Raw genomic sequence first — 21,698 nt, forward strand, 5'->3', positions numbered from 1 at the left:
AAAAAGGGCCTCCAGAGGCACTTTTGCTGCTGGCACTGCTGTGTGCTGTACATCTTCTGCTTCTCGTTTTACTCAGGCTGCTCCATAAACTCGTGCACCTCCAGGGCATCTTCACAGTTTTCCAGAAGCGACTTTACGGTTTGCTGCAGCACCGGGTGCACCAGCTCGGGCGCAAGCTCGACCAGAGGCATCAGCGTAAAGCGGCGTTTGTGCAGTTGCGGGTGGGGGATGGTGAGGCGCTGCGTCTGCAGCACCAGGTCCTCATAAAACAAAATGTCGATGTCGATCACGCGCGCCCCCCAGTGCTCAACGCGTTCCCGGCCGAGTTCCTGCTCTATGCGGTGGATGGCCAAGAGCACCTGCTCCGGCTGCAGCTCTGTTCTGAGCCGGAGTACCTGGTTCAGAAACGCGGGTTGGTCTGTTTTGCCCCAGGCAGCGGTTTCGTAGAGTCTGGAGCTGCTGGTAATAGCCCCTACTTCAATAGCCAGACTTTCGCGGGCCTGCTGCAGAAAAGCAGGCCGATTGCCGAGGTTGCCCCCCAGAAGCAGGTAGATATCAGCCATGTTTCCGGATAAACTGAATGGTGAGGTCCGCGGCTTTTTGGGCGGCAGCAGGCAGGTGCGGCTCTGCATACGGATGCCTGCCTCCGTACGAGTGGTCGGTTTCGGGGAGCAGGTGCAGCTCAGCGTCGGGCTTCCGGCTTTTCAGGTCCAGGGCCATTTGCACCGGCAGCGTCTCGTCTTCTTCGCCATGCAAAATTAAAAGCGGCTGCTCGATTTGCTGCACCAGGTCAGGCAGGTGCAGGCGGTGCAGGTTGGCCTGGTAGTTTTCTACCAGTTGGTAGTAGAGCGGCATTTGCTGGCCGGTGCGGGCATTGGCTACCCACTGCACACCTTCCTGCTTCCACTGCGCCATCACCTCGGGCGGCCAGCGCATGTTAAAGTCGCTCACCCCCGACCAGGTGGCTACGCCAGTCACGCGGCTGTCTTCGGCGGCTTTTGCCAGCACGGCCCCACCCCCCCGGCTGTGGCCTATCAGGAAGATCCTGCTGGGGTCTAGCTCCTGTGCTGGTAAGGTGCCTGTGGGTGTGTACAGATCATCCAGCAATGTGCCTATGTCGTCGAGTTCCAGGCAGAAGTTGTTGTTGCCGAAAGCCTCCATGTCGTGCACATCGGAGCAGTCGGCTACGCTGGTGCCGTTGTGGGAGAGGTTCATTTTAATGAAGAAGAAGCCCTGGCCCGCAAAATAGTCGGCCAGCAGGTTAAAATGCCCCCAGTCTTTAAAGCCCTTGAAACCGTGCACAAACACCACCACAGGCTTGGGCTGCCCGCTTTCGTGGTAGCGGGCATCGGCGGTGAAGGGCCGCTGGTGGGGCGGGTGTACTATAAAGTCCAGTTTTTTTAGTTCGGGCATCTGCTGTTGCTGTTATCGGGTTAATATTATTCAATTATTAGCCCATTTGCAAAGACATCGCTTGGAAACCATGGGGAAGCATAGTAATATTGTGCACCCAAAATGAGCATCAGTCTAGACGAAATACAAGCACCCATCGCGCAGGAAATGCAGCTTTTCGAGAAGAAGTTCAGGACTTCCATGAAGTCTAACGTCCTCCTTCTGGATAAGATCATGAGCTATATTGTAAAACGCAAAGGCAAGCAGATGCGGCCCATGTTTGTTTTCTTTTCGGCCAACCTTTTTGCCAAGGGCATTACAGAAGCTACCTATCGCGGGGCGGCCCTGATAGAGCTGCTCCACACGGCCACCCTCGTGCACGACGATGTGGTGGACGATGCCAACTACCGCCGTGGCTTCTTCTCTGTAAACGCCCTCTGGAAAAATAAGATTGCCGTGCTCGTGGGCGATTACCTGCTCTCGAAGGGCCTGCTGCTCTCGCTGCACCACAACGACTTTGAGCTGCTCAAAATCGTGTCGAACGCGGTGCGGGAGATGAGCGAAGGGGAGCTGCTGCAGATAGAGAAAGCCCGTCGCCTCGACATTAACGAGGATATATATTTCGACATTATCCGCCAGAAAACAGCCTCGCTTATTGCCTCCTGCTGCGCCGTAGGAGCCGCCTCGGCAGGCGCCACGGTAGAGGAAATAGAGAAAGCCCGCCTGTTTGGCGAAAAGGTAGGCATTGCCTTCCAGATAAAAGACGACCTCTTCGATTACGGCACCGCTGAGATCGGAAAGCCTGTCGGTATCGACATCAAAGAGAAGAAAATGACGCTGCCGCTCATCCACGCGCTGCGCGAAGCTGATTGGCTGACCAAGCGCAAGGTGATTTACAATGTGAAGAACAACAACGGCGACAGCAAGCGGGTGCAGCATGTTATCGATTTTGTAAAAGGATCAGGCGGCATCAACTATACCATCGGACAGATGAACAAGTATTACTCGGAGGCACTGGCCATTCTGAGTACATTTCCCCCATCCCCTTCCCGCACTTCGCTGGAGCAGCTCATGGCCTTCACCATCGCCAGAGAAAAATAATCATTTCTGGAGTTAGAGTTACTGCTGGAGATAGCATCGGTAACCGTCTCCGGAACAGCACCACCACGGGCGGCAGCGCTTTTGGAAGGCCATTTTCATTAGAATAATTGCTGTTCTCTACGGCATATTTCCTCAAGCTGAAATAACTGTAAATCTCTTCCTTAAATCTGTAATGGAAGGTGACGATGCGGTAGGTAGCTTTGTGTGTATCAGCTAAACGCAACTCTCATGAGCATCAACACCAACACCTGGAACAGGCTCCGCTACACCATCTACCTTCCTGTTTATGACCTCATAGCAGATCGGGTGTTCCGCAAGTACCGTGCGCGCTCCCTTTCATTGCTGCAGGCCAAACCCACAGATGCTGTTCTGTTGCTGGGAGCAGGCTCAGGGTTGGACCTGGTGTACCTAAAGCACTGTACGAACCTGAGTGCCATCGATATTACGCCGGGTATGATCGCGAAGCTGAAGGAGCGGGCAGCAGCCCTGCAATTGCCGGTGCAGGCGCAGGTTATGGATGGGCAGAAGCTTTATTTTGAAGACAACAGTTTCGATGCGGTGGTGCTGCACCTGATCCTGGCTGTTATTCCGGACCCGGTGGCTTGTATAAAAGAGGTGGAGCGTGTGCTGAAGCCGGGAGGCACCGTGATGGTGTTCGATAAATTCCTGCCAGACGGGCAAGCCCCATCGCTACTGCGCAGGTTCCTTAACCAGATCGCCGGCACGCTTTTCTCCGACATCAACCGTTCCATAGGCAAGATCATAGCCCGCACCTCGCTGCAGGTGGAGCTAAATGAGCCAGCCGCACTAGGCGGCACTTTCCGGATCATCAGGCTTCGGAAGCCAAATTAAGCGAATTATTCTAATGGAAATGCCCTTCTGGAACTCCCAGTTGCCGTAGATAAGCCAGCAGTATAGCTACAAGGTGCAAACAAAGAAGGTTTGGTCGCGCAGGCCCTGATCAGGAGGCTGAAGGAAAGCCTCTGGAAGGCATTTTTCATTCAAATAATTTGAAACGCCTGCAAGAATCATTCTATTTTGAATTGCGTAACGGCCTTCGTCCCAACCTTCGTCTCTACAACAGGCGGCATATGTTGCTGGAGCGAAGGCCGTGATAGCTGGTATTTCATTTCTGACAAATAGTGAAGCGCAGTTTCCGAGCTTATTTTTCCGCGAGCAGCTTATCGATGGTCCTGTTAAAGTCCTCAACCCAATCCTCATAATACTGGCCGGTGCCGGGGCCGGAGAAGCCGGTATGGATTTTCCGGACTTTGCCTTTTTTGTCGATGATGATGGTGGTCGGGAACGACATCACGTGGTTCAGGGCCGGAAGGGCCGCTGCTGCTGCCTTGCCATCGGCGGGGCCGGCTACCAGCAGCTCATACGCTATGTCTAAGCGATCTTTCATTTTGCGGAGGCGCGCCGCTGCTTTTTCAAACTCCGGGTTACGCTCAAAACCAAGACCTATAATTTCAAACCCTCTGTCCTTGTTCTTTTTGTAGAACGGTGCCAGGTAGTTGGTTTCGTCCAGGCAGTTGGGGCACCAGGTTCCGAGCAACTGCACCACTACCACCTTGTCTTTAAACTTGGGGTCAGAGAGCGATACCTCTTTCCCATCGATATTGGGGAAACTGAATGCCAGCTCGTCGTAGCCGGGCTTCAGGAACGTGAGGGAGTCGGCATGGGCGAGGGCGGCGTTTTCGTTTCGGGTGGCGGTCCAGGTTCTGTAGCCGGTAATGCCAGAGTAGAACTCCCCGTTTATCGTGCTGCTATCAGCAGGAGCGGCCTTGAACAGGTAGACATGGTTGCCGTCGAAGGCCGAGAGCGCCAGGCTTTCTCCGGCCACTTCGCCTTCCAGGTAGCGGTAATCGCCGGTGGTGGTCATAAAAGTGCCGGTAAGGTAGTTTTCGTTCTGTTCAAAAAGGCCTACCGCCTGGGTGGTTTTTCCTTCTTTGTCGGAGAAAGTTACTTCCCACTTACCCGCATAGTTGTAGGTAGCCGGAGCAGGATTTTCCGAGAAGCGGTATGACTGACCGTGCGTGGCCGTAAACGGAATGCCATAATAGGAGGGGGCATCGTGCTTTACCAGCCGGCCGGCCATTTTTTCGCCCTCTACCTTCACAATCAGGTCCGCATCAAAAATGTGCAGCCCGATCCTGAGCGAATCGCCTTGCTGCTGCACATCGTCCAGCAGGATGCGTTCTTCTCCGTTTACCAGGTAAAGTACAGTTTTGCCATTTTGTTCGGAGGCCTCCATTATAAAGGGAATCTGTTGCCCCTGGGTGCTAAGCTGTGCCCGCCAGCTCCCTGCTGCCACTGCCTTATCATCTGATGTAGAAGAAGAACAGGATGTTATGAACTGGCTCAGGACGAATCCTAAAAACAAAATCAGGCTGAGTGGTGTATCTATAAAGGTGTATTTCATGAGGCAAAAGTAATGCACGTATTCCTGAAAAGCTATAATGGTTCTAAATAGCAGTTAAAGTAAAACCGTTGTTAATATTAGTAAGTACTAATGTTGCTCAAAATCTGGAGGATTTTGTACCTTTGTGGAATTATTAGTAAAGCATTTAAAACAATAATATAATAGCAAAACTATGGCATTTGATTTAGAAATGATCAAGGCAGTTTATGCCGGCATGGCCGAGCGGATCGCTGCTGCCCGTAACGCAGTAGGCCGGCCGCTTACCCTGACTGAAAAGATTCTGTACACGCACCTGTATGATGGCAATGCGTCGCAGAGTTTTGAGCGTGGCAAGTCTTACGTTGACTTTGCGCCAGACAGAGTGGCCATGCAGGATGCTACGGCACAAATGGCCTTGCTTCAGTTCATGCAGGCAGGAAAGCCGACAGTAGCAGTTCCGTCTACTGTACACTGCGACCACTTGATCCAGGCAAGAGTAGGAGCTGATCAGGACTTACAGGATGCCTACGATGAAAACAAAGAAGTGTACGATTTCCTGGCCTCCGTGTCTAACAAGTACGGCATCGGTTTCTGGAAGCCGGGCGCAGGCATCATTCACCAGGTAGTGCTGGAGAACTATGCTTTCCCGGGCGGCTTGATGATCGGTACCGACTCCCACACACCAAATGCAGGCGGCCTGGGTATGGTAGCGATCGGTGTTGGTGGTGCTGATGCCGTAGACGTAATGGCCGGCATGGCCTGGGAGCTGAAGTTCCCGAAAGTGATCGGTGTGAAACTCACCGGTAAACTGAGCGGCTGGGCTTCTCCGAAAGATGTTATCCTGAAAGTGGCCGGTATCCTGACTGTAAAAGGCGGTACGGGTGCCATTGTGGAGTATTTCGGCGAAGGTGCCGAGTCTATGTCTTGTACGGGTAAAGGTACTATCTGTAACATGGGTGCAGAGATCGGGGCTACTACCTCTGTTTTCGCTTACGACAACAGCATGCGTGCTTACCTGAACGGTACCAAGCGCGAAGAAGTAGTAGAGCTGGCTGATCAGGTAGCAGAACACCTGCGTGCCGATGACGAGGTATACGCTGACCCGGCTTCTTTCTACGACCAACTGATCGAGATCGACCTGTCTACGCTGGAGCCGCACGTAAACGGTCCGTTTACGCCGGATGCCGCCTGGCCAATTTCTCAGTTTGCTGCCGTAGTAAGAGAGCACAACTGGCCAACCAAACTGGAAGTAGGCCTGATCGGTTCCTGCACCAACTCTTCTTACGAAGACATGACCCGTTCTGCCTCTATCGCAGCACAGGCTATCGATAAAAAATTGGTTGCCAAGGCTGAGTTCACGATCACGCCTGGTTCTGAGCTGGTACGTTACACCACTGCCCGCGACGGTTTGTTAGATACGTTCGCGCAAATGGGTGGTGTGGTACTGGCTAACGCCTGCGGTCCGTGCATCGGGCAGTGGGCACGTCATACCGACGACCCTACCCGCAAGAACTCTATCATCACCTCGTTTAACCGTAACTTTGCAAAGCGTAACGATGGCAACCCGAACACGCACGCGTTTGTGGCCTCCCCAGAAATCGTAACTGCTTTCGCTATTGCCGGCGACCTTACGTTTAACCCGCTTACCGATACGCTTGTAAACGAAGACGGTGTAGCCGTGAAGCTGGATGAGCCACAAGGCATTGATATGCCAGTAAATGGCTTTGCTGTAGAGGATGCCGGTTATGTAGCGCCTGCCGAAGACGGAAGCACCGTGCAGGTGGCAGTAGATCCAAAGTCCGATCGTCTGCAGTTGCTCGAAGGCTTTAAGCCATGGGAAGGCACAGACCTGAAAGGGTTGAAGCTTCTTATCAAAGCGCAAGGCAAGTGTACCACCGACCATATTTCTATGGCAGGCCCGTGGCTGAAATACCGTGGCCACCTCGACAACATCTCCAACAACATGCTGATTGGTGCCATCAACGCGTTCAACGGCGAGGCGAACCAGGTATTCAGCGACATGACCCGCGGTTATGACTCTGTGCCTGCCACTGCCCGTAACTACAAAGCGGCTGGTATTGGTACTGTAGTAGTAGGAGACGAGAATTACGGAGAAGGATCTTCACGTGAGCACGCGGCCATGGAGCCTCGCCACTTAGGTGTTAGAGCCGTTCTGGTAAAATCCTTTGCCCGTATCCACGAAACCAACCTGAAAAAGCAAGGTATGCTGGCGCTGACGTTCGTAAACAAAAACGATTACGATCTGATCGAAGAGAACGACACGATCGACATCCTGGGTCTGGAGAACTTTACACCAGGTCAGCCACTGAAAGTAGTGCTGCACCACGCCGACGGTTCTATCGACTCTTTCGAAGTAAACCATACGTATAACGAAGGTCAGATTGCCTGGTTTAAAGCCGGTTCTGCCCTTAACCTGATTCGTCTGCAAAATAAGCAGGATGCGCAGGCTTAATGGCCTAACTAATAAGTATGAAAGAAGGCCTTGCTGCAAAGCAAGGCCTTCTTTGTTTTTAGACGGCGGCTAAAGAACTGAAATAGGCACCCGGGCTTCGTCGATTGCCACAAAAGTGAATTTTCCGGACACAGCCAGGTGTCGCTCCTCCCGGTACATTTCCTCAACATAAATATCCGCCCTCACATCAATACTGGTTGTGCCTATTTTGATAATAGTGCCTGATACCTCGATAATGGTGCCAGCCGGAATCGGTATTTTAAAGTCTATCTGGCTGGTAGAAACAGTGACCAGGCGTTTGCGACAGAAGCGGGTCGCTGCAATAAAGGCTACCTCGTCCATCAGCTGCATGGCTACCCCTCCAAACAGGGTGTCGTAGTGGTTGGTGTCGTTCGGGAAAACAGCCTTGAATACGCTGGTCTGGGAAAAGGAGATTTTTCGCTGGATTTCTAATGGTAAGTGGTTGAAGTTTTTATCGAGCTCTTGCATAAAAATAGGTTTAAAATACAAAGCTAAGGTTTAATCTTTAATGATTGTTTGCCTAAAAGAACACCTCGCAACAGGGTACGTAGGCCAAGGCACTGGCTGAGAGCTTAACCTGGCTTGCTGCCTTTTTAGAAATGTCTGCGGAGCTTATAGAAGGAATGCGTAAATGAATCTCCAACAATGGAATACGAGAAGCAGGAATTATTTTTTATTTACTAACGCGCATTAGTTTAATTCGTATATTTCCTTGACGTCACCAATATTTCCTCATCCGTTAAATTGAATGCTATGGTTCTGGACTTAGTAGATAAACATCAGGAAACAATACAGGCAGCCATAAAGGCGCTGCATACACGAACATTTTTTGCACACTATCCCGAAAATCCTTCACCAGAGATCTATGGTGAAAATACCGACAAGGAGGCTCGTGAAAAATTTAAGGCCAGCCTGAACAAACGCTTCGAGGAGCTGCAGCAAGGGGAGCCGGAAGGATGGGTGGGGCAGGAGGAGTCACCATATGAACAGCAACCGCTGGGCATCACCTATATCTTTAATGATTGTTTGCCTAAAAGAACACCTCGCAACAGGGTACGTAGGCCAAGGCACTGGCTGAGAGCTTAACCTGGCTTGCTGCCTTTTTAGAAATGTCTGCGGAGCTTATAGAAGGAATGCGTAAATGAATCTCCAACAATGGAATACGAGAAGCAGGAATTATTTTTTATTTACTAACGCGCATTAGTTTAATTCGTATATTTCCTTGACGTCACCAATATTTCCTCATCCGTTAAATTGAATGCTATGGTTCTGGACTTAGTAGATAAACATCAGGAAACAATACAGGCAGCCATAAAGGCGCTGCATACACGAACATTTTTTGCACACTATCCCGAAAATCCTTCACCAGAGATCTATGGTGAAAATACCGACAAGGAGGCTCGTGAAAAATTTAAGGCCAGCCTGAACAAACGCTTCGAGGAGCTGCAGCAAGGGGAGCCGGAAGGATGGGTGGGGCAGGAGGAGTCACCATATGAACAGCAACCGCTGGGCATCACCTATCCGTATTTTGCGCCGGACACCCTGGTGGAGCGGGCCGATAAAGCGTTTCATGCATGGCGCAAGGTAAAGCCCGACCTGAGGGCCGCCATGTTAGTGGAGTCGCTGGAGAGGCTGCGGGAGAGGTTCTTTGAAATTGCCTACGCCACCATGCACACCACCGGGCAGGCATTCCTGATGTCGTTTCAGGCCTCAGGGCCGCACGCCGCCGACAGGGCACTGGAGGCCGTGGCAACAGGCTACGAGGAACTGACGCGTTTCCCGGAATCTGCGGAGTGGGAAAAGCCAATGGGCAAGTATAATATCCGGCTTCAGAAATCCTGGGTGGCGGTGCCCAAAGGCATCTCGCTGGTGATCGGCTGCTCCACATTTCCTACCTGGAACTCTGTGCCTGGCTTGTATGCCAGCCTGGTTACGGGCAACCCGGTTATTGTAAAGCCACACCCCAAAGCTGTGCTGCCTATGGCGATGGTTGTAGCCGAGATTCAGAAAGTGCTGGTGGAGAACGGCCACAGCCCCGACATCTGCCAACTGGCTGTAGATGCCGAAGATCACCTGATCACCAAAGAACTGGCGGAACACCGCAAGGTGAAGCTCATAGACTACACCGGCAGTTCCCGGTTCGGAGAATACCTGGAGCAGCTGCCCGGCAAAATAACTTTTACCGAAAAGGCGGGTGTTAACTCTGTGATCCTGGACTCGGTAGAAGACATCGATAAAGTGGTGCAGAATCTAGCCTTCTCTGTGAGCCTCTACTCCGGCCAGATGTGCACTGCGCCTCAGAACTTTTTTGTGCCCGCAGCAGGCGTAAAAGCGGGGGAGCAGACCATTCCTTATGAAGAAGTAACCAGAAAACTGGCCGAAGCCATCACCAGCCTCGTGAATAACCCCAAAGCGGCGCCGCATGTGCTGGGTGCCATCCAGAATAAGGCCACGGTGGAGCGGGTTAAGGAGGCGCAGGGGCATGTACTGCTCAGCACCTGCGACTTCAGCAACCCGATGTTTGCCAATGCCCGCACCTGCTCCCCGGTTATATACGAAGCAGATGTAGCTGACAAAGAGAGCTACAGCCGCGAACTGTTCGGGCCGATTATGCTCATCATCAGAACAAAAGACACGGCCCAGTCTATAGAGTTGGCGCAGGAACTGGCGCTGGAGCATGGGGCTATTTCCTGTGGTGCCTACACCACCAGCCCTGAGGTAAAGGATCAGATTAAAGAAGCCATGAGCCTGGCCGGAACACCTGTAAGTTTTAACCTCACAGGCGGAATTTACCTGAACCAGCATGCGGGCTTCTCCGATTTTCATGTAACCGGAGCTAACCCGGCCGGCAACGCATCTTTCACAAATCCGGAGTTCGTGATAAAGCGCTTTACCTGGGTGGGCTTCCGAGAGCCGGCAATCTAACTGATAACTATTTAATACAAAGCCCCGGTAATTTTGCCGGGGCTTTGTATTGGTGGTTACTTCATAAACCCTTCGATATCGTTATTCAGGTTGTCAATTCCTTTGCGGAGGTCCTGCCACTTCTCCTGATAATCATCACTAGTGTCGTCGAGCTTTTGGGCTATCAGGCTTCGCTTGGCCTCCAGGGCGGCAATGTGCTCATGGTAGGTGTGGTTCGAGTCGGCTGTGGTAGCATGGGCCCGCCCTTTTAGGACCTTGATTTTTCCATCGAGCTCGTCTAAGCTTTTTTGAATGTCTTCCCTGCTCAGGTTAGCCGGTGCACGCATGTTCTCAGGTTTCATGTTGTATGTATCCATTGGTTCTTATTTAACTGTACCAGAAAATTAAGCCTGCCGCGAGACTTGTTTTTCCTAAATACTTAAAATTTCCGGAAAAGGATATATAAAATGAACTGCCAACCAGGCAGCGCAAGGAAAACGGAGGGCTTCCTAAATGGCGTATAAACTCGGGAAAGCAGCCGGGACTCTGACAAGGATTGCTAAATTTTAGCGGGTAGAGCAACTAAATGCTGCGAAAGGTAGTAATATCATCATTCTTAGGGATTAGCACTTCAGAATATTATTCCAAGCTAAATCAGAATAATGTTTTAAGTTGATAAACCCATTATTAAATACGAACTTTGTCAAACAAAACGCCACTTTCGTACTATACCGGGTATACCTGTCAGCCACCTCTGCCTTAAGCCGCAGGTCAGGCTATTTTAGAGAAATTGAAGTTTTATTCGCAATAATAATATAGGAACACACTTTTTTTGGATGACTGCATCTCAACCTCCCCTCGATCTGGTTCTGTTAGTGGACGACGACGATACTACCAATTACCTGAACAAACGTCTCCTGAGCGAAATGCAGGTGGCGAAGGAGATAATGGTTTTAAAAAACGGAAAAGAAGCTATTGAGTACCTCAGCGAAGCTTGCAACAACAGCGTGGTGGAGGATAAAAAATGCCCGGACCTTATTTTTCTGGATATTAAAATGCCGGTAATGGATGGGTTCACCTTTCTGGAAGAGTACCAGCGCAGGGGCCTCGATGCCAGCGACCATGTTATCATCATGATGCTGACCTCCTCTGCCAGCTTCTATGATCTGGAGCGGATAAAGAATTTCAAACGCGTTAAAAAGCATTATTCCAAGGCCCTTACCAGGCACGACCTCAAAGAAATCTTAGATGAGTTCTTCAGACATAGAAATAACTGATGTTTCCTGGTCTATGCCGTCTGTCTACCTTGCATAAGGAGGTCTGAGATCAGCCAGGGTCGCTGCCCTCTGTGGGCAGAACCGTAACCAGTTCGCTGGCAGGCCATGTGAAAATAAAGCGTGCCCCCCTTCCATCCGATTCGACCCAGACATCGCCTCCTTTGCCTCGTACCATCTTTCTGACAATGGCCAGCCCTATGCCGGTGCTCACATGCGTTGAATTCGCCGTCTCATACATTTCAAATATACTGCTTTGCGATGCAGCAGGTACACCAGGGCCATTATCTGCCACCACAAATTCCATCCAGTCGCCTTTCAGCAAAAAATCAATCTTTATCTGCGGCTGTTCAGCCAGGTCATGATACTTAATAGCATTGCCAAGCAGGTTGCTGAAGATCTGGTGCAAAAATATTTTTTCGGTAAGCAGTACAGGGAGCCTGGGCGGTATGGTCAGCTGTAAGGAGTTTTTAATGCCCAGCAGGCTCACCACGTCTGCTATCAGCACCCTCACATCGGTCTCAACCTTCTGCATGTTCTGGCGGCCGGCAAGCGAGTAGGATAGAATACTGGTAATAAAGTTATCCATCTTGGAGGTTTGCAGATACAGCATCTTAAACATCTCCTTGGCTTCGTCTAGCTTATTGGCGTGCAGGCAGTCTTCCAAGGCGCTCGACAATCCTCTTATGTTCTGAAGGGGTGCCCGCAAGTCGTGCGAAACGGTGTGGGCAAAAGCATCCAGCTCATTGTTGATCTTGTGCAGGAGTTTGTTCTGGCTTTCGCGCTCATGGAGTAGCTCCTGGATACTGGTGTTGTACTGTTGCAGTTGCTGGTTCAGTTGCCTGATCTCCCGGAGCTGTTTCTGCGCCACCTCATCGCGTTCACGCAGGTTGTCGAGCAGATCCAGCAGCTGCATGTTCTGTTGTTTTATTTCGGCGTAGGGCGACACTTTTTCCTGGTCGAGCTCCTTAATCCAGCCTGCCAGAGTGGCCCTCGACACATGCATGGCATTATAGGGCAGGCGCTGCCGCAGCGTCACCTTCGTGCCTTTCTCAGATCCGGTCTCAATATCAAAAAAGTCGACCAGTTTACGCGAGTTGCTGAGTCCTGTTCCTTTGGCGCCCACCTGTAGATCTGCCTGTTTCTGCAGCGCATCCAGGTTCCCGATGCCACGGCCATGATCCGAGACAACAGCTTCCAGCCATTTTACGCCAGCGTCTTCCACAAGGCCAAACTGTATTTGCCCGCTCCCTGCATGCTCTACCACATTGCGGCATATCTCCGATACAGCTGTGGAGAACTTGGTACGGCTACTCATAGAGATGCCAAGGCGCTCAGATAATTGCTTGGCCCTGTTATAGGCAAGCACTACATCCAACTCGTTCGATATATTTATTTTGATAATACTGCTGGTCATCCTGATTATGGTTTAGAACGGGCTACCATCACGAGTGTATCATCCGTCTGGCGGCTATGGTCTCTGTATAGTAAGGCAGCTATAATGCTGGCGTCGTGCCGGTGCAGGTTGGGGTACCGGCTGATGTCCCACCTGGATTTGATCCCGTCGGAGTGCAGCACCAGGACCTTGGAATGATGCCAGGTGTCGGATTGTGTGCTGAAAGATGATGGAATATTGTGCCCTAAAATGCCATTATAAGCCATAATGTTCCGGCTTGGTCCGTTCATCATGACAGGGCCTTCGACTGTAAATATTTTACCTGCTATATTGCCGATGCCGCAGTATTTAATCTGCTTACTGCCAAGATTCAGATGTACTATGGTGCCGACCGAGCCGCGTGTGCGGCGAATGGCGCCGTGTATTTGCCGCAGTGCCTGAGCCGGGTCTTGTTTATAATATGTTTCGAATGCCGCCGCCGCTTCGGTACTTGCTTGCTGAGCGGGTATGCCATGGCCAAGGCCATCCAAAGCCACCAGATAACAATCGTTTCCCTGCTCTATTACTGCAAAACCGTCGCCACAGGCATACTCCCCGGGTTTGGGAACCATAACGGTGGCCACTTCGAAGCGGCTTTTAGGAAGCGGAGTTGGGTCGTGGTGTGCTTTGTAGATTCTGGAAAGCAGGATAGTGCCAGCACCGGGCTGCGAATACATGTCGAACTCCTGCGACTGCCTTTTAATGGCTCCCAGGCCTTCTCCTGCTGTTCCTGCTGTGGAGCTGCCATCTTCCAGCATGCGCAGCGGTTCGGCCATGCCTGGTCCTTTGTCGAGGCAAAGAATTTCTATTCCTCTCTTGCCGATGGACCTTATCAGGATCTCGCCTCCCTCTGTGGTGTGTTTCTGCAGGTTGGAGGCCATTTCTGACACCACAATATTTATTTTTCCTACTTCAGAAGGAGAGAACCCATAGCTCTCGGCAATGCGGGTAATATCACGCTTTACGATATTGGCATAGCTGCGGTCTGGCAATGCAAAACGCTGGTGGTGTTTACCGTCCATTTTTCCAGTGTGTAACTGTTACGGCTGTTCCCTGCCCAACTTTGCTTTTTATATCAAACTCATTTACAAGACGCCGTGTGCCGGGCAGCCCAAGCCCCAGGCTTTTTCCGGTGGAGAAGCCATCCTGCATGGCCTGTTGTATGTCCGGTATGCCGGGACCTTCGTCTGTAAACGTTAGTCTTATGCCCGTTTGTCCGTTTTTGCTAATTATTTCAAGGGTTACTCTGCCTCCGTTTGCGTATTTGAGCATGTTGCGCACCAGCTCACTGGCCGCCGTAATAAGCTTGGTCTGGTTCACCAGGCTCATCCCTATTTTGGTCGCAAGCTCTTTTACCCGGTTCCGGAAGGGTACCACGTCCTGTTCCCGCACGATTTCCATCATGTCTTTGGTCATCGTAATCATTCCGGATCCTGTTCTGGCGCTTCCTCCTCTTCTTCGTCCTGGTGCAGCAGTATGTCGGTTTTCTGGTAGAGCAGGTCCATGCCGCGCTCCACATTAAGCGCCGTGTGTACTCCCTGCAGGGTTAATCCAAGTTCCACAAGTGTAATGGCTACAGCTGGTTGCATGCCCACCACCACTGTTTCGGCATCCATGATGCGCGACATGGAGGCGATGTTTCCCAGAATGCGGCCCATAAAGGAGTCTACGATGGTCACAGCCGAAATGTCAATCAGTACTCCTCTGGCCCCGGTTTTACTGACCATTGTAATGAGGTCGTTTTCGAGGTTCAGTGCCAGCCTGTCGTAAAGATCTACCTGTATGGTAACCAACAGGAACGGCCCCATCTTTAAAATCGGTATTCTATCCATGGTATTACCTTAGCAGTTTTGTGTTGCCGGCCTGTCCGGTTTTTCTTACTTGCAGGTTCAGCATCTCAAACGCGATCTGCAGGGCACTGGCCAGGGTGGCCTTGGTTCGGATATTGGAAAGGTCTATGCCCAGGTGCACAATTGTCTGGGCTATTTCGGCTCTGATGCCACTGATAATGCACTCTGCGCCCATCAGGCGGGTGGCACTCACGGTTTTAATAAGGTGTTGTGCCACCAGCGAGTCTACAGCCGGAACCCCTGAAATGTCGAGAATGGCAATGCTGCTGCCGGTGTTCACAATTTCCTGCAGCAGGTTCTCCATCACGATTTGGGTGCGGGAGCTGTCCAGCGTGCCGATAATGGGAAGGGCCAGAATACCGTCCCAAACCCGGATCACGGGTGTGGAAATTTCGTTTATCTCGTCGGTTTGCCTCAGAATAACTTCTTCGCGGCCTTTCAGGTAAGTCTCGAACGTGGCCAGGCTCAGGCTATCAAGCAGCTTATTGATCAATACCACCTCCTGGTAGAGTAGCCTGGGGTCGTTCTGATGCTCCTGCTCCAGCACATCTGTCAGGGCCTGCTTCAGGCTCAGCACATATAAATTAGTTTCGCGTGGGGAGAAGCCCTGGCGGGCACGGGTTATAGAGATATCGCCCAGCACATCGAGCGTCTGCTCAAATTCCGGCGTGTAAATGTTTTCGAAGTTACCATCGGAGGTAGCCTTCAGTAAGCCATCCAAAAACTCTTCTGATTGCTTGTTAAGTTCCTCGTTAGAGAGAAGGTCATCCCGAAGAGTATCATCAAGTAATTGATTTTGCATCCAGTTAACCAGGATGTCCTGTTTTTTCTTGAGCAGCAGTCTTGCAGTTGAGTTGGTATCCATAAATTGGCCTACGAAGGTGTTTTTTTTCTTGTCAGTCAAATATAAGTTAATATCGATTCACTACCTACTGTACCTCCCCGATAGCCGTTAATTATGGCTTTTTCCCGGAGATGGCAGCTGGTTGATGATGATCCTGTTCCCGAAGAGCAGGTAAAGGAGCGATTGTTTACGAGGTGCGGGAAGAGTATGTTCTGCAGATTCCAAATGCCAGCTAAGCTCTCCAGGAACTGATGGTTGGCTAAGGTCGTATACGTAACCGGTTGCGGCGAGCGGCAGCTGTGTCCGGATCGGCTAAACGGAAAGAGGTAACAGGCAATGAAAAAGGCAGACTATTTTATATTTTGTATGGCGTGTTGCGTGGTTGTTTTTGCAGCTGCCTGCTCTCCTATAAAGATCGTGAAAGCAGATGCAGCCGGCAATTTCAGGCTGTCGGACTACCAGACTTTTAATTTCTACGAGATGGAGGCCTCCGGCAACGCACTTCGGGCGTACGGGCAGCAGATGGATTTTATCAGAACCGAGATGATCCGGGAACTCGAGCGGCGCGGCCTGCGGCAGGCCGACGAGAACCCGGATCTGCGCATTAACCTGGGGGTAGTGATAGAGGAGGAGGTGCAGACCCGCGAAACAAACATCCTGACAGACCCGCCTACTTACATAGGCCAGCGCCGGTACAGCTGGAAGAGCCAGGAAGTAGAGGTCGGCCGTTACAACGAAGGCACTCTCTCTGTGGATCTGGTGCATAACAGGCGGAATGAGCTGGTGTGGCAGGGAGTGGCAGAAGCGGTAGTGCCCAAAGACCCCTCAAAACTCCGGGAGCGGATAACTGCAGGGGTAGAAAAGCTGGTCAAGCGAATTCCTTAGGTTCCGGCTAAGGCACATGCCCGAAGCCAGCATGGTCTCCGGAAGGCTGTTTTCATTCGAATAATTTGATTGCTGGTTGTTGATTGTTGTTGATGTGTTAATTTTTTGTTTTGGAGATTTGAGAATTTGGTGATTTGAAGATGAGCAGGAAAACATAAAATCATTCTTAACTCATAACTTCTCACGCTCAAATTATGAAAGTCCTGTGTCTTACGTCCTGTTTCCTACGTCCCTAAATAAGCCTCCGGAGGGGCTTTTTCATTAGAATAATTGGTGGGGCCTGGCCGGTTGTCAGGCATTTAGCTCCAGCCCCACGACCCATCCTATAATAATGAGGGCCGGATGCGTAAGATGATTCTCCCGGATAAGTTGCGGAAGATCTTTTACCTGCCCCGTTGCTGATTTTCTGTGTGGAAGCGAGGCATGTTGCACCACCGCAACCGGTATGTTCCCGCTTCCGGCTTCCTGATAGGTATTTGCTATCTCTTCTGCTTTTTTCATGCCCATATAAATAACCACGGTGGCATTGCTCTGCATGGCCAGGCGCAGGTCATCAGAGAGGGAGCCATCTTTCTTGGTGCCGGTAATCGCCCAGATGCCTTCGCTCACGGCCCGGTGCGTAAGCGGGATGTCTTCGAGTCCGCTGGCCTGCATGCTGGTAATGCCCGGTATATAATAGGTGTTAAGGCCATGTTGCCTCGCAAACAAGACTTCCTCAAAGCCCCTTCCGAATATGTAGGGGTCACCACCTTTTAGCCTCACTACCGTGCCTTTGCTGCGCGCCTTCTCCAGTATTAATTCATGTATTTTTTCCTGTGGCGTGTAAGAGCCGTAGGGGTGCTTTCCAACGTAAATCTTTTCGCAGTCCTCGCGGGTAATAGCCAGCAATTCTTTGTTGGCGAGGTTGTCGTACAGCACCACATCCGCGCGTTGCAGTATCTTGTACGCTTTTACAGTTATCAGCTCAGGGTCTCCGGGGCCTGCTCCTACCACATAGAGCGCTGGTGTTATCTTGCTATCTGACATACTACTCTTAACGATTTTTTGTAAACAGGAGATTTGAAGTCTCAATATTATAACCTTTCGCCGACTTTTTGCTCATCTAGTTAACTGATTCTGCTCCCGGCTTCCATTGCATCCAGCATTCATCCCTTCTATTGCAAGGCCTTCCAGGTAGTTGCCTTTCCCCCGACCACCTACATCCACCACATTTTTTATTCCACTATCCTGTATAGTGGAGCAAAATCTGGAAGATGAGAAAAAGACTCCTCCCCCTAAAAGCAGAAGCCACTTCGGCAGAAACTAAGATGATACCTATAAGCGCAAGATATAGTCGATGTCCTTACTTTCTGGAATTCTCCATGACAGAAAAAGCGATTTGAATTCCTCGCCTTCGTTAAGGAGGGGTTAAGGATAGTTGTTTTTTTTAGTTCTATTTCCGATAAGCTAAGACGCAGTCTAAGGTAAAATATGCGATTCGTAAAAATAAGATAAAAAAAAGAATTAAGGCTGATCCTTCTCACTTTAAACTCATAAGGCCCATATTTATAAGCGATTTATTGATTTCACTCCTTATTTGTTAAGTTATAATCATTAAAAACATAAAAATTAAGCAAGTGCCCCATGAATTAGAGGGGGTGTTGGTGTTAAATATTTAAAAAAAATAAATACACCCTATTGTTTTTTAAACGATCATGCTTACATTTAGCAAATATTATAAAAGATACCCTATTGATGATAGGGTTTATAAATTGTCTTGAAATAGATAAATTTATGAGTATAATTACATATTAAGTCTTCCTGAGGCACATCAAATGGAAATTTAGTATATTTTAATATAATAACAATTATTAGTTTAATAAGGTATGTGGTTTTTAAGTAGTGTAAATTGTAATTGCTAATTGTGTATATGTTAAGCTAAATAATTGAAAAAACGTTAAAATTTAAGTTAGTTTAAATAGAAATTAGTTTATTTCAAGAGAACAGGTGCCTGGTTTGGAAAGTTTTTACACTTATAAATATTGATTTTTATGTCACAGCAATCTATCCCCACAGTAGTAGTAATCGGAAATGGAATGGTCGGCTATAAGTTCTGCGAGAAACTTGTAGGAAAGTCAGCAAACTTTCGGATAATAGTTTTTGGGGAGGAGCCCCGTCGTGCCTACGACAGGGTGCACTTGAGCGAATTCTTTAACGGGAAGACCGCTGAGGACCTGGCGATGTCTGCAGAAGGCTGGTACCAGGAGAAGGACATTGTGCTGCACCTGGGCGACCCGGTCATAGAGATAGACCGCCTCGGAAAAACAGTGCGCTCCTCTGGCGGCAAAGTGCAGCCCTACGATTACCTGGTGCTGGCTACCGGCTCCGGCGCATTTGTGCCGGGCATACCTGGTGTGGAAAAAGAAGGCGTGTTTGTTTACCGAACCATTGAGGACCTGGTGCTGATACAGCAGTACGCCCGTAACTGCCGGACAGGTGCTGTGATGGGAGGGGGGTTGCTGGGCCTGGAGGCCGCAAAGGCGCTGATCGATCTCGGAATAGAGCAAACGCATGTCATTGAATTTGCGCCGCGGCTCATGCCCCGGCAGGTCGACTCGGTTGGTAGCAAAACGCTGCAAGCCAAGTTAGAAGCCTTGGGCCTGCAGATGCACCTAAGCAAAAGCACTGCTAATATAGCCGGTAACGGAAAAATTAATGCCCTGGAGTTTGCCGACGGAACCTCATTGGAAGTAGATATGCTCGTGATCTCTGCCGGAATACGCCCGCGCGACGAGGTGGCCAAACTGGCTGGCCTGGAAGTTGGCACACGGGGTGGCATTGTAGTAAATGAGAAGATGCAGACCTCCGACAGCAGTATTTTTGCGATAGGCGAGTGCGCCCTGCACGAAGGGACAATCTATGGCCTGGTAGCGCCTGGTTATGAAATGGCCGAGGTAGTGGCAAACCAGCTTTGTAGTGGCGATAAAGGCTTCTACGGGTTCGACATGAGCACCAAGCTGAAACTGATCGGTGTGGATGTGGCCAGCTTCGGCGATCCGTTTGTGGCCGAGCCCGATGGCCGATCTATCGTGTTCGAAGATGCTAACAAAGGAATCTACAAGCGCATCAACATCAGCAACGACGGAAAATACCTGTTGGGTGGTGTGCTGGTAGGCGATGCAGACGCTTACAACATGCTGCTCCAGACGGTTAACAATAAACTGGTACTGCCGCCAAACCCCGAAGACCTAATACTGGGAGCCAGAGGAGGAGAAGCCAGTTCGGGAGCCGGCGTCATGAGTCTGCCCGACGATGCGCTGATCTGTTCCTGCGAAGCCGTGACCAAAGGGGATATATGTTCCGCCGTAAACGAGCAGAACATAACCTCTGTGGACGGCATGAAGAAATGCAACAAGGCTGGCACCGGTTGCGGTGGTTGCGTACCACTCGTGAAAGACCTGATCACCGGTACGATGAAGGAAAACGGCCAGTACATCAAAAATGTGGTGTGCGAGCATTTCGATCATTCACGGCAGGAGCTGTTCGACCTCATGAAGATCAACAACATCCGCACCTACGACGACGCGCTGGACACCTTCGGCAAAGGCGATGGCTGCGAAGTGTGCAAACCGGTAGTGGCCAGCGTGCTCGCCAGCCTCTGGAACGATGTGATCGTGAAGCAGCACACCATCCAGGACAGCAACGACCGCTACCTGGCCAACATCCAGAAAGGTGGTACTTATTCGGTGGTTCCACGCATTCCGGGAGGCGAAATAACACCGGATAAACTGATCGTGATCGGGCAGGTGGCCAAAGAATACGGGCTGTACACGAAGATTACCGGCGGCCAGCGCATCGACCTTTTCGGGGCACACGTAAGCGACCTGCCGGCGATATGGGAGAAGCTGATTGATGCCGGTTTTGAGAGCGGGCACGCCTACGGAAAAGCGCTTAGAACTGTTAAAAGCTGCGTAGGCAGCACCTGGTGCCGCTTCGGCCTGCACGACAGCGTGTCGTTTGCCATAGAGGTAGAAGATCGCTACAAAGGCATACGGGCACCGCACAAACTCAAAGGCGGCGTAAGTGGCTGTATAAGAGAGTGTGCCGAGGCGCAGTCGAAAGACTTCGGAATTATAGCCACCGAGAAAGGCTGGAACCTGTTTGTATGCGGAAACGGCGGCTCCAAGCCACAGCACGCGCTGCTGCTGGCCACCGATGTAGACAAAGAAACCTGCGTGAAATACCTCGACCGGTTCCTGATGTTCTACATCAAAACAGCCGATCCGCTTACCCGTACCGCCACCTGGCTCAACAAAATGGAAGGCGGCATCAGCTACCTCAAAAATGTGATCATCAACGACAGCCTGGGCATAAACGAGCAGCTGGAAGAGGAAATGCAGGCCCTGATCAACAACTACCACTGCGAATGGAAAGAAGTGGTGCAGAATCCGGAGCTGAGAAAACAGTTCAACCACTTCGTAAATGCACCGGAAGAAAAAGACCCTTACGTGCAGTTCGACACCATGCGCGAGCAGGTGAAAGCCAAAGAATGGTAGCCAGGAAGGAGGCAATAACAAAAGGCTCCGGAGGGCCAGTTTCATTAGAAAAATTGCTGCTGAACTAAAAACTCAAATTTAAATAGTCGAGATAGATGAGGGCGAAATTAACCAGCGAACAGCTGCTGCTGCACCCGCTGCCAAAATTCACTCATCCACTTATTAACTCATTCAAAATTCAAAAACCATGGAAATTCAAGTTGCAGAAGCCGTAAAATGGGTAATGATTTGTAAAACAGATGATGTGCCGCAGAATGGTGGCGCCTGTGTGAAATACAAAGACGAGCAGATCGCTATTTACAACTTCGCCCGCCGCGGCGAGTGGTATGCTACGCAGAACCTCTGCCCGCACAAGCAGCAGATGGTGCTGTCGCGGGGCATGATCGGGAGCACCGGCGATGCCTGCGAACCGAAAGTGGCCTGCCCGTTCCACAAAAAAGCCTTCTCGCTTATTTCTGGAGAATGCCTGTCGGGGGAGGAATATCAGCTGAAAACGTATCCGGTAAAAGTGGAGGCAGGCATGGTATACCTCGGAATAGAATAAGTAATTTCTTGTTTTATCCGGAAAAAGCAGATTATT

Annotated in this window: 20 protein-coding genes; 9 read left to right on the top strand and 11 right to left on the bottom strand. The window is 50.6% G+C overall.

Annotated elements, in window-relative coordinates; translation table 11 throughout:
• Positions 1–68 precede the first annotated feature (68 nt).
• On the bottom strand, positions 69–563 hold the full coding sequence (gene folK / locus FJM74_RS17205) for a 2-amino-4-hydroxy-6-hydroxymethyldihydropteridine diphosphokinase (RefSeq protein WP_187263878.1): 495 nt from the start codon (positions 561–563) through the stop codon (positions 69–71).
• Positions 556–1,413 (bottom strand): alpha/beta hydrolase family protein, encoded by an 858-nt coding sequence (locus FJM74_RS17210; RefSeq protein WP_187263879.1) that lies wholly within the window; start codon positions 1,411–1,413, stop codon positions 556–558. The genes folK and FJM74_RS17210 overlap by 8 nt, the downstream gene beginning before the upstream one ends.
• A 102-nt stretch (positions 1,414–1,515) precedes the next feature.
• Between FJM74_RS17210 and FJM74_RS17215 the strand changes: the two genes are divergently transcribed.
• Positions 1,516–2,493 carry a polyprenyl synthetase family protein gene (locus FJM74_RS17215; RefSeq protein WP_187263880.1) on the top strand — a complete coding sequence of 326 codons (978 nt, stop codon included), beginning with the start codon at positions 1,516–1,518 and terminating at the stop codon, positions 2,491–2,493.
• 228 nt (positions 2,494–2,721) lie between these two features.
• Positions 2,722–3,345: a class I SAM-dependent methyltransferase gene (locus tag FJM74_RS17220; RefSeq protein WP_187263881.1), complete on the top strand. Its 624-nt coding sequence runs from the start codon at positions 2,722–2,724 to the stop codon at positions 3,343–3,345.
• 310 nt (positions 3,346–3,655) lie between these two features.
• Here FJM74_RS17220 and FJM74_RS17225 read toward each other — a convergent pair whose 3' ends face one another.
• Entirely contained in the window at positions 3,656–4,918 is a 1,263-nt protein-coding gene (locus tag FJM74_RS17225; RefSeq protein WP_187263882.1) for a peroxiredoxin family protein, read from the bottom strand.
• Between the two features lie 172 nt (positions 4,919–5,090).
• Between FJM74_RS17225 and FJM74_RS17230 the strand changes: the two genes are divergently transcribed.
• Positions 5,091–7,370, top strand: a complete 2,280-nt coding sequence (locus FJM74_RS17230; RefSeq protein ID WP_187263883.1) for an aconitate hydratase — start codon at positions 5,091–5,093, stop codon at positions 7,368–7,370.
• A gap of 69 nt (positions 7,371–7,439) precedes the next feature.
• On the opposite strand, the gene FJM74_RS17235 is transcribed toward FJM74_RS17230, so the two are convergent.
• Positions 7,440–7,859: an acyl-CoA thioesterase gene (locus tag FJM74_RS17235; RefSeq protein ID WP_187263884.1), complete on the bottom strand. Its 420-nt coding sequence runs from the start codon at positions 7,857–7,859 to the stop codon at positions 7,440–7,442.
• A 285-nt stretch (positions 7,860–8,144) separates the two neighbouring features.
• Here FJM74_RS17235 and FJM74_RS17240 point away from each other — a divergent pair, with 285 nt between their 5' ends.
• Both FJM74_RS17240 and paaN read left to right on the top strand, forming a co-directional pair.
• Positions 8,145–8,477, top strand: coding sequence for a hypothetical protein (locus tag FJM74_RS17240; protein WP_187263885.1), 333 nt, complete (start codon positions 8,145–8,147; stop codon positions 8,475–8,477).
• Positions 8,478–8,654: 177 nt separating this feature from the next.
• Positions 8,655–10,316 carry a phenylacetic acid degradation protein PaaN gene (gene paaN / locus FJM74_RS17245; RefSeq protein ID WP_187263886.1) on the top strand — a complete coding sequence of 554 codons (1,662 nt, stop codon included), beginning with the start codon at positions 8,655–8,657 and terminating at the stop codon, positions 10,314–10,316.
• 56 nt (positions 10,317–10,372) lie between these two features.
• On the opposite strand, the gene FJM74_RS17250 is transcribed toward paaN, so the two are convergent.
• Positions 10,373–10,672 (bottom strand): sll1863 family stress response protein, encoded by a 300-nt coding sequence (locus FJM74_RS17250; RefSeq protein ID WP_187263887.1) that lies wholly within the window; start codon positions 10,670–10,672, stop codon positions 10,373–10,375.
• A 459-nt stretch (positions 10,673–11,131) separates the two neighbouring features.
• Here FJM74_RS17250 and FJM74_RS17255 point away from each other — a divergent pair, with 459 nt between their 5' ends.
• Positions 11,132–11,572 carry a response regulator gene (locus FJM74_RS17255; RefSeq protein WP_187263888.1) on the top strand — a complete coding sequence of 147 codons (441 nt, stop codon included), beginning with the start codon at positions 11,132–11,134 and terminating at the stop codon, positions 11,570–11,572.
• 49 nt (positions 11,573–11,621) lie between these two features.
• Here the strand turns inward: FJM74_RS17255 and FJM74_RS17260 are convergent, their stop codons facing one another.
• Genes FJM74_RS17260 through FJM74_RS17280 form a run of 5 tightly spaced genes read right to left on the bottom strand, consistent with a single transcriptional unit; the run spans position 11,622 to position 15,719 of the window.
• Entirely contained in the window at positions 11,622–12,986 is a 1,365-nt protein-coding gene (locus FJM74_RS17260; protein WP_187263889.1) for a sensor histidine kinase, read from the bottom strand.
• A 5-nt stretch (positions 12,987–12,991) separates the two neighbouring features.
• Entirely contained in the window at positions 12,992–14,026 is a 1,035-nt protein-coding gene (locus FJM74_RS17265) for an ATP-binding protein (RefSeq protein ID WP_187263890.1), read from the bottom strand.
• Complete coding sequence (locus FJM74_RS17270) at positions 14,016–14,420, bottom strand: anti-sigma regulatory factor (protein ID WP_187263963.1); 405 nt, start codon at positions 14,418–14,420, stop codon at positions 14,016–14,018. The genes FJM74_RS17265 and FJM74_RS17270 overlap by 11 nt, the downstream gene beginning before the upstream one ends.
• A 5-nt stretch (positions 14,421–14,425) precedes the next feature.
• Positions 14,426–14,836: an STAS domain-containing protein gene (locus FJM74_RS17275; RefSeq protein ID WP_187263891.1), complete on the bottom strand. Its 411-nt coding sequence runs from the start codon at positions 14,834–14,836 to the stop codon at positions 14,426–14,428.
• 4 nt (positions 14,837–14,840) lie between these two features.
• The gene (locus FJM74_RS17280; RefSeq protein ID WP_187263964.1) at positions 14,841–15,719 is read right to left on the bottom strand and encodes an STAS domain-containing protein; all 879 of its coding nucleotides are present in this window, start codon (positions 15,717–15,719) and stop codon (positions 14,841–14,843) included.
• Between the two features lie 396 nt (positions 15,720–16,115).
• On the opposite strand from FJM74_RS17280, the gene FJM74_RS17285 reads away from it, so the two are divergent.
• Positions 16,116–16,583, top strand: coding sequence for a DUF4136 domain-containing protein (locus tag FJM74_RS17285; RefSeq protein WP_317175579.1), 468 nt, complete (start codon positions 16,116–16,118; stop codon positions 16,581–16,583).
• A 291-nt stretch (positions 16,584–16,874) separates the two neighbouring features.
• On the opposite strand, the gene cobA is transcribed toward FJM74_RS17285, so the two are convergent.
• Positions 16,875–17,609, bottom strand: a complete 735-nt coding sequence (gene cobA / locus FJM74_RS17290; protein ID WP_187263892.1) for a uroporphyrinogen-III C-methyltransferase — start codon at positions 17,607–17,609, stop codon at positions 16,875–16,877.
• A gap of 1,004 nt (positions 17,610–18,613) precedes the next feature.
• Between cobA and nirB the strand changes: the two genes are divergently transcribed.
• Together nirB and nirD are read left to right on the top strand one after the other, a co-directional pair.
• Positions 18,614–21,118: a nitrite reductase large subunit NirB gene (gene nirB, locus FJM74_RS17295; protein ID WP_187263893.1), complete on the top strand. Its 2,505-nt coding sequence runs from the start codon at positions 18,614–18,616 to the stop codon at positions 21,116–21,118.
• Between the two features lie 187 nt (positions 21,119–21,305).
• Entirely contained in the window at positions 21,306–21,662 is a 357-nt protein-coding gene (gene nirD, locus FJM74_RS17300; RefSeq protein WP_187263894.1) for a nitrite reductase small subunit NirD, read from the top strand.
• The last annotated feature ends 36 nt before the right edge of the window (positions 21,663–21,698 follow it).

It is taken from the genome of Pontibacter beigongshangensis (genome assembly GCF_014332515.1).
GTDB classification, from domain to species: domain Bacteria; phylum Bacteroidota; class Bacteroidia; order Cytophagales; family Hymenobacteraceae; genus Pontibacter; species Pontibacter beigongshangensis.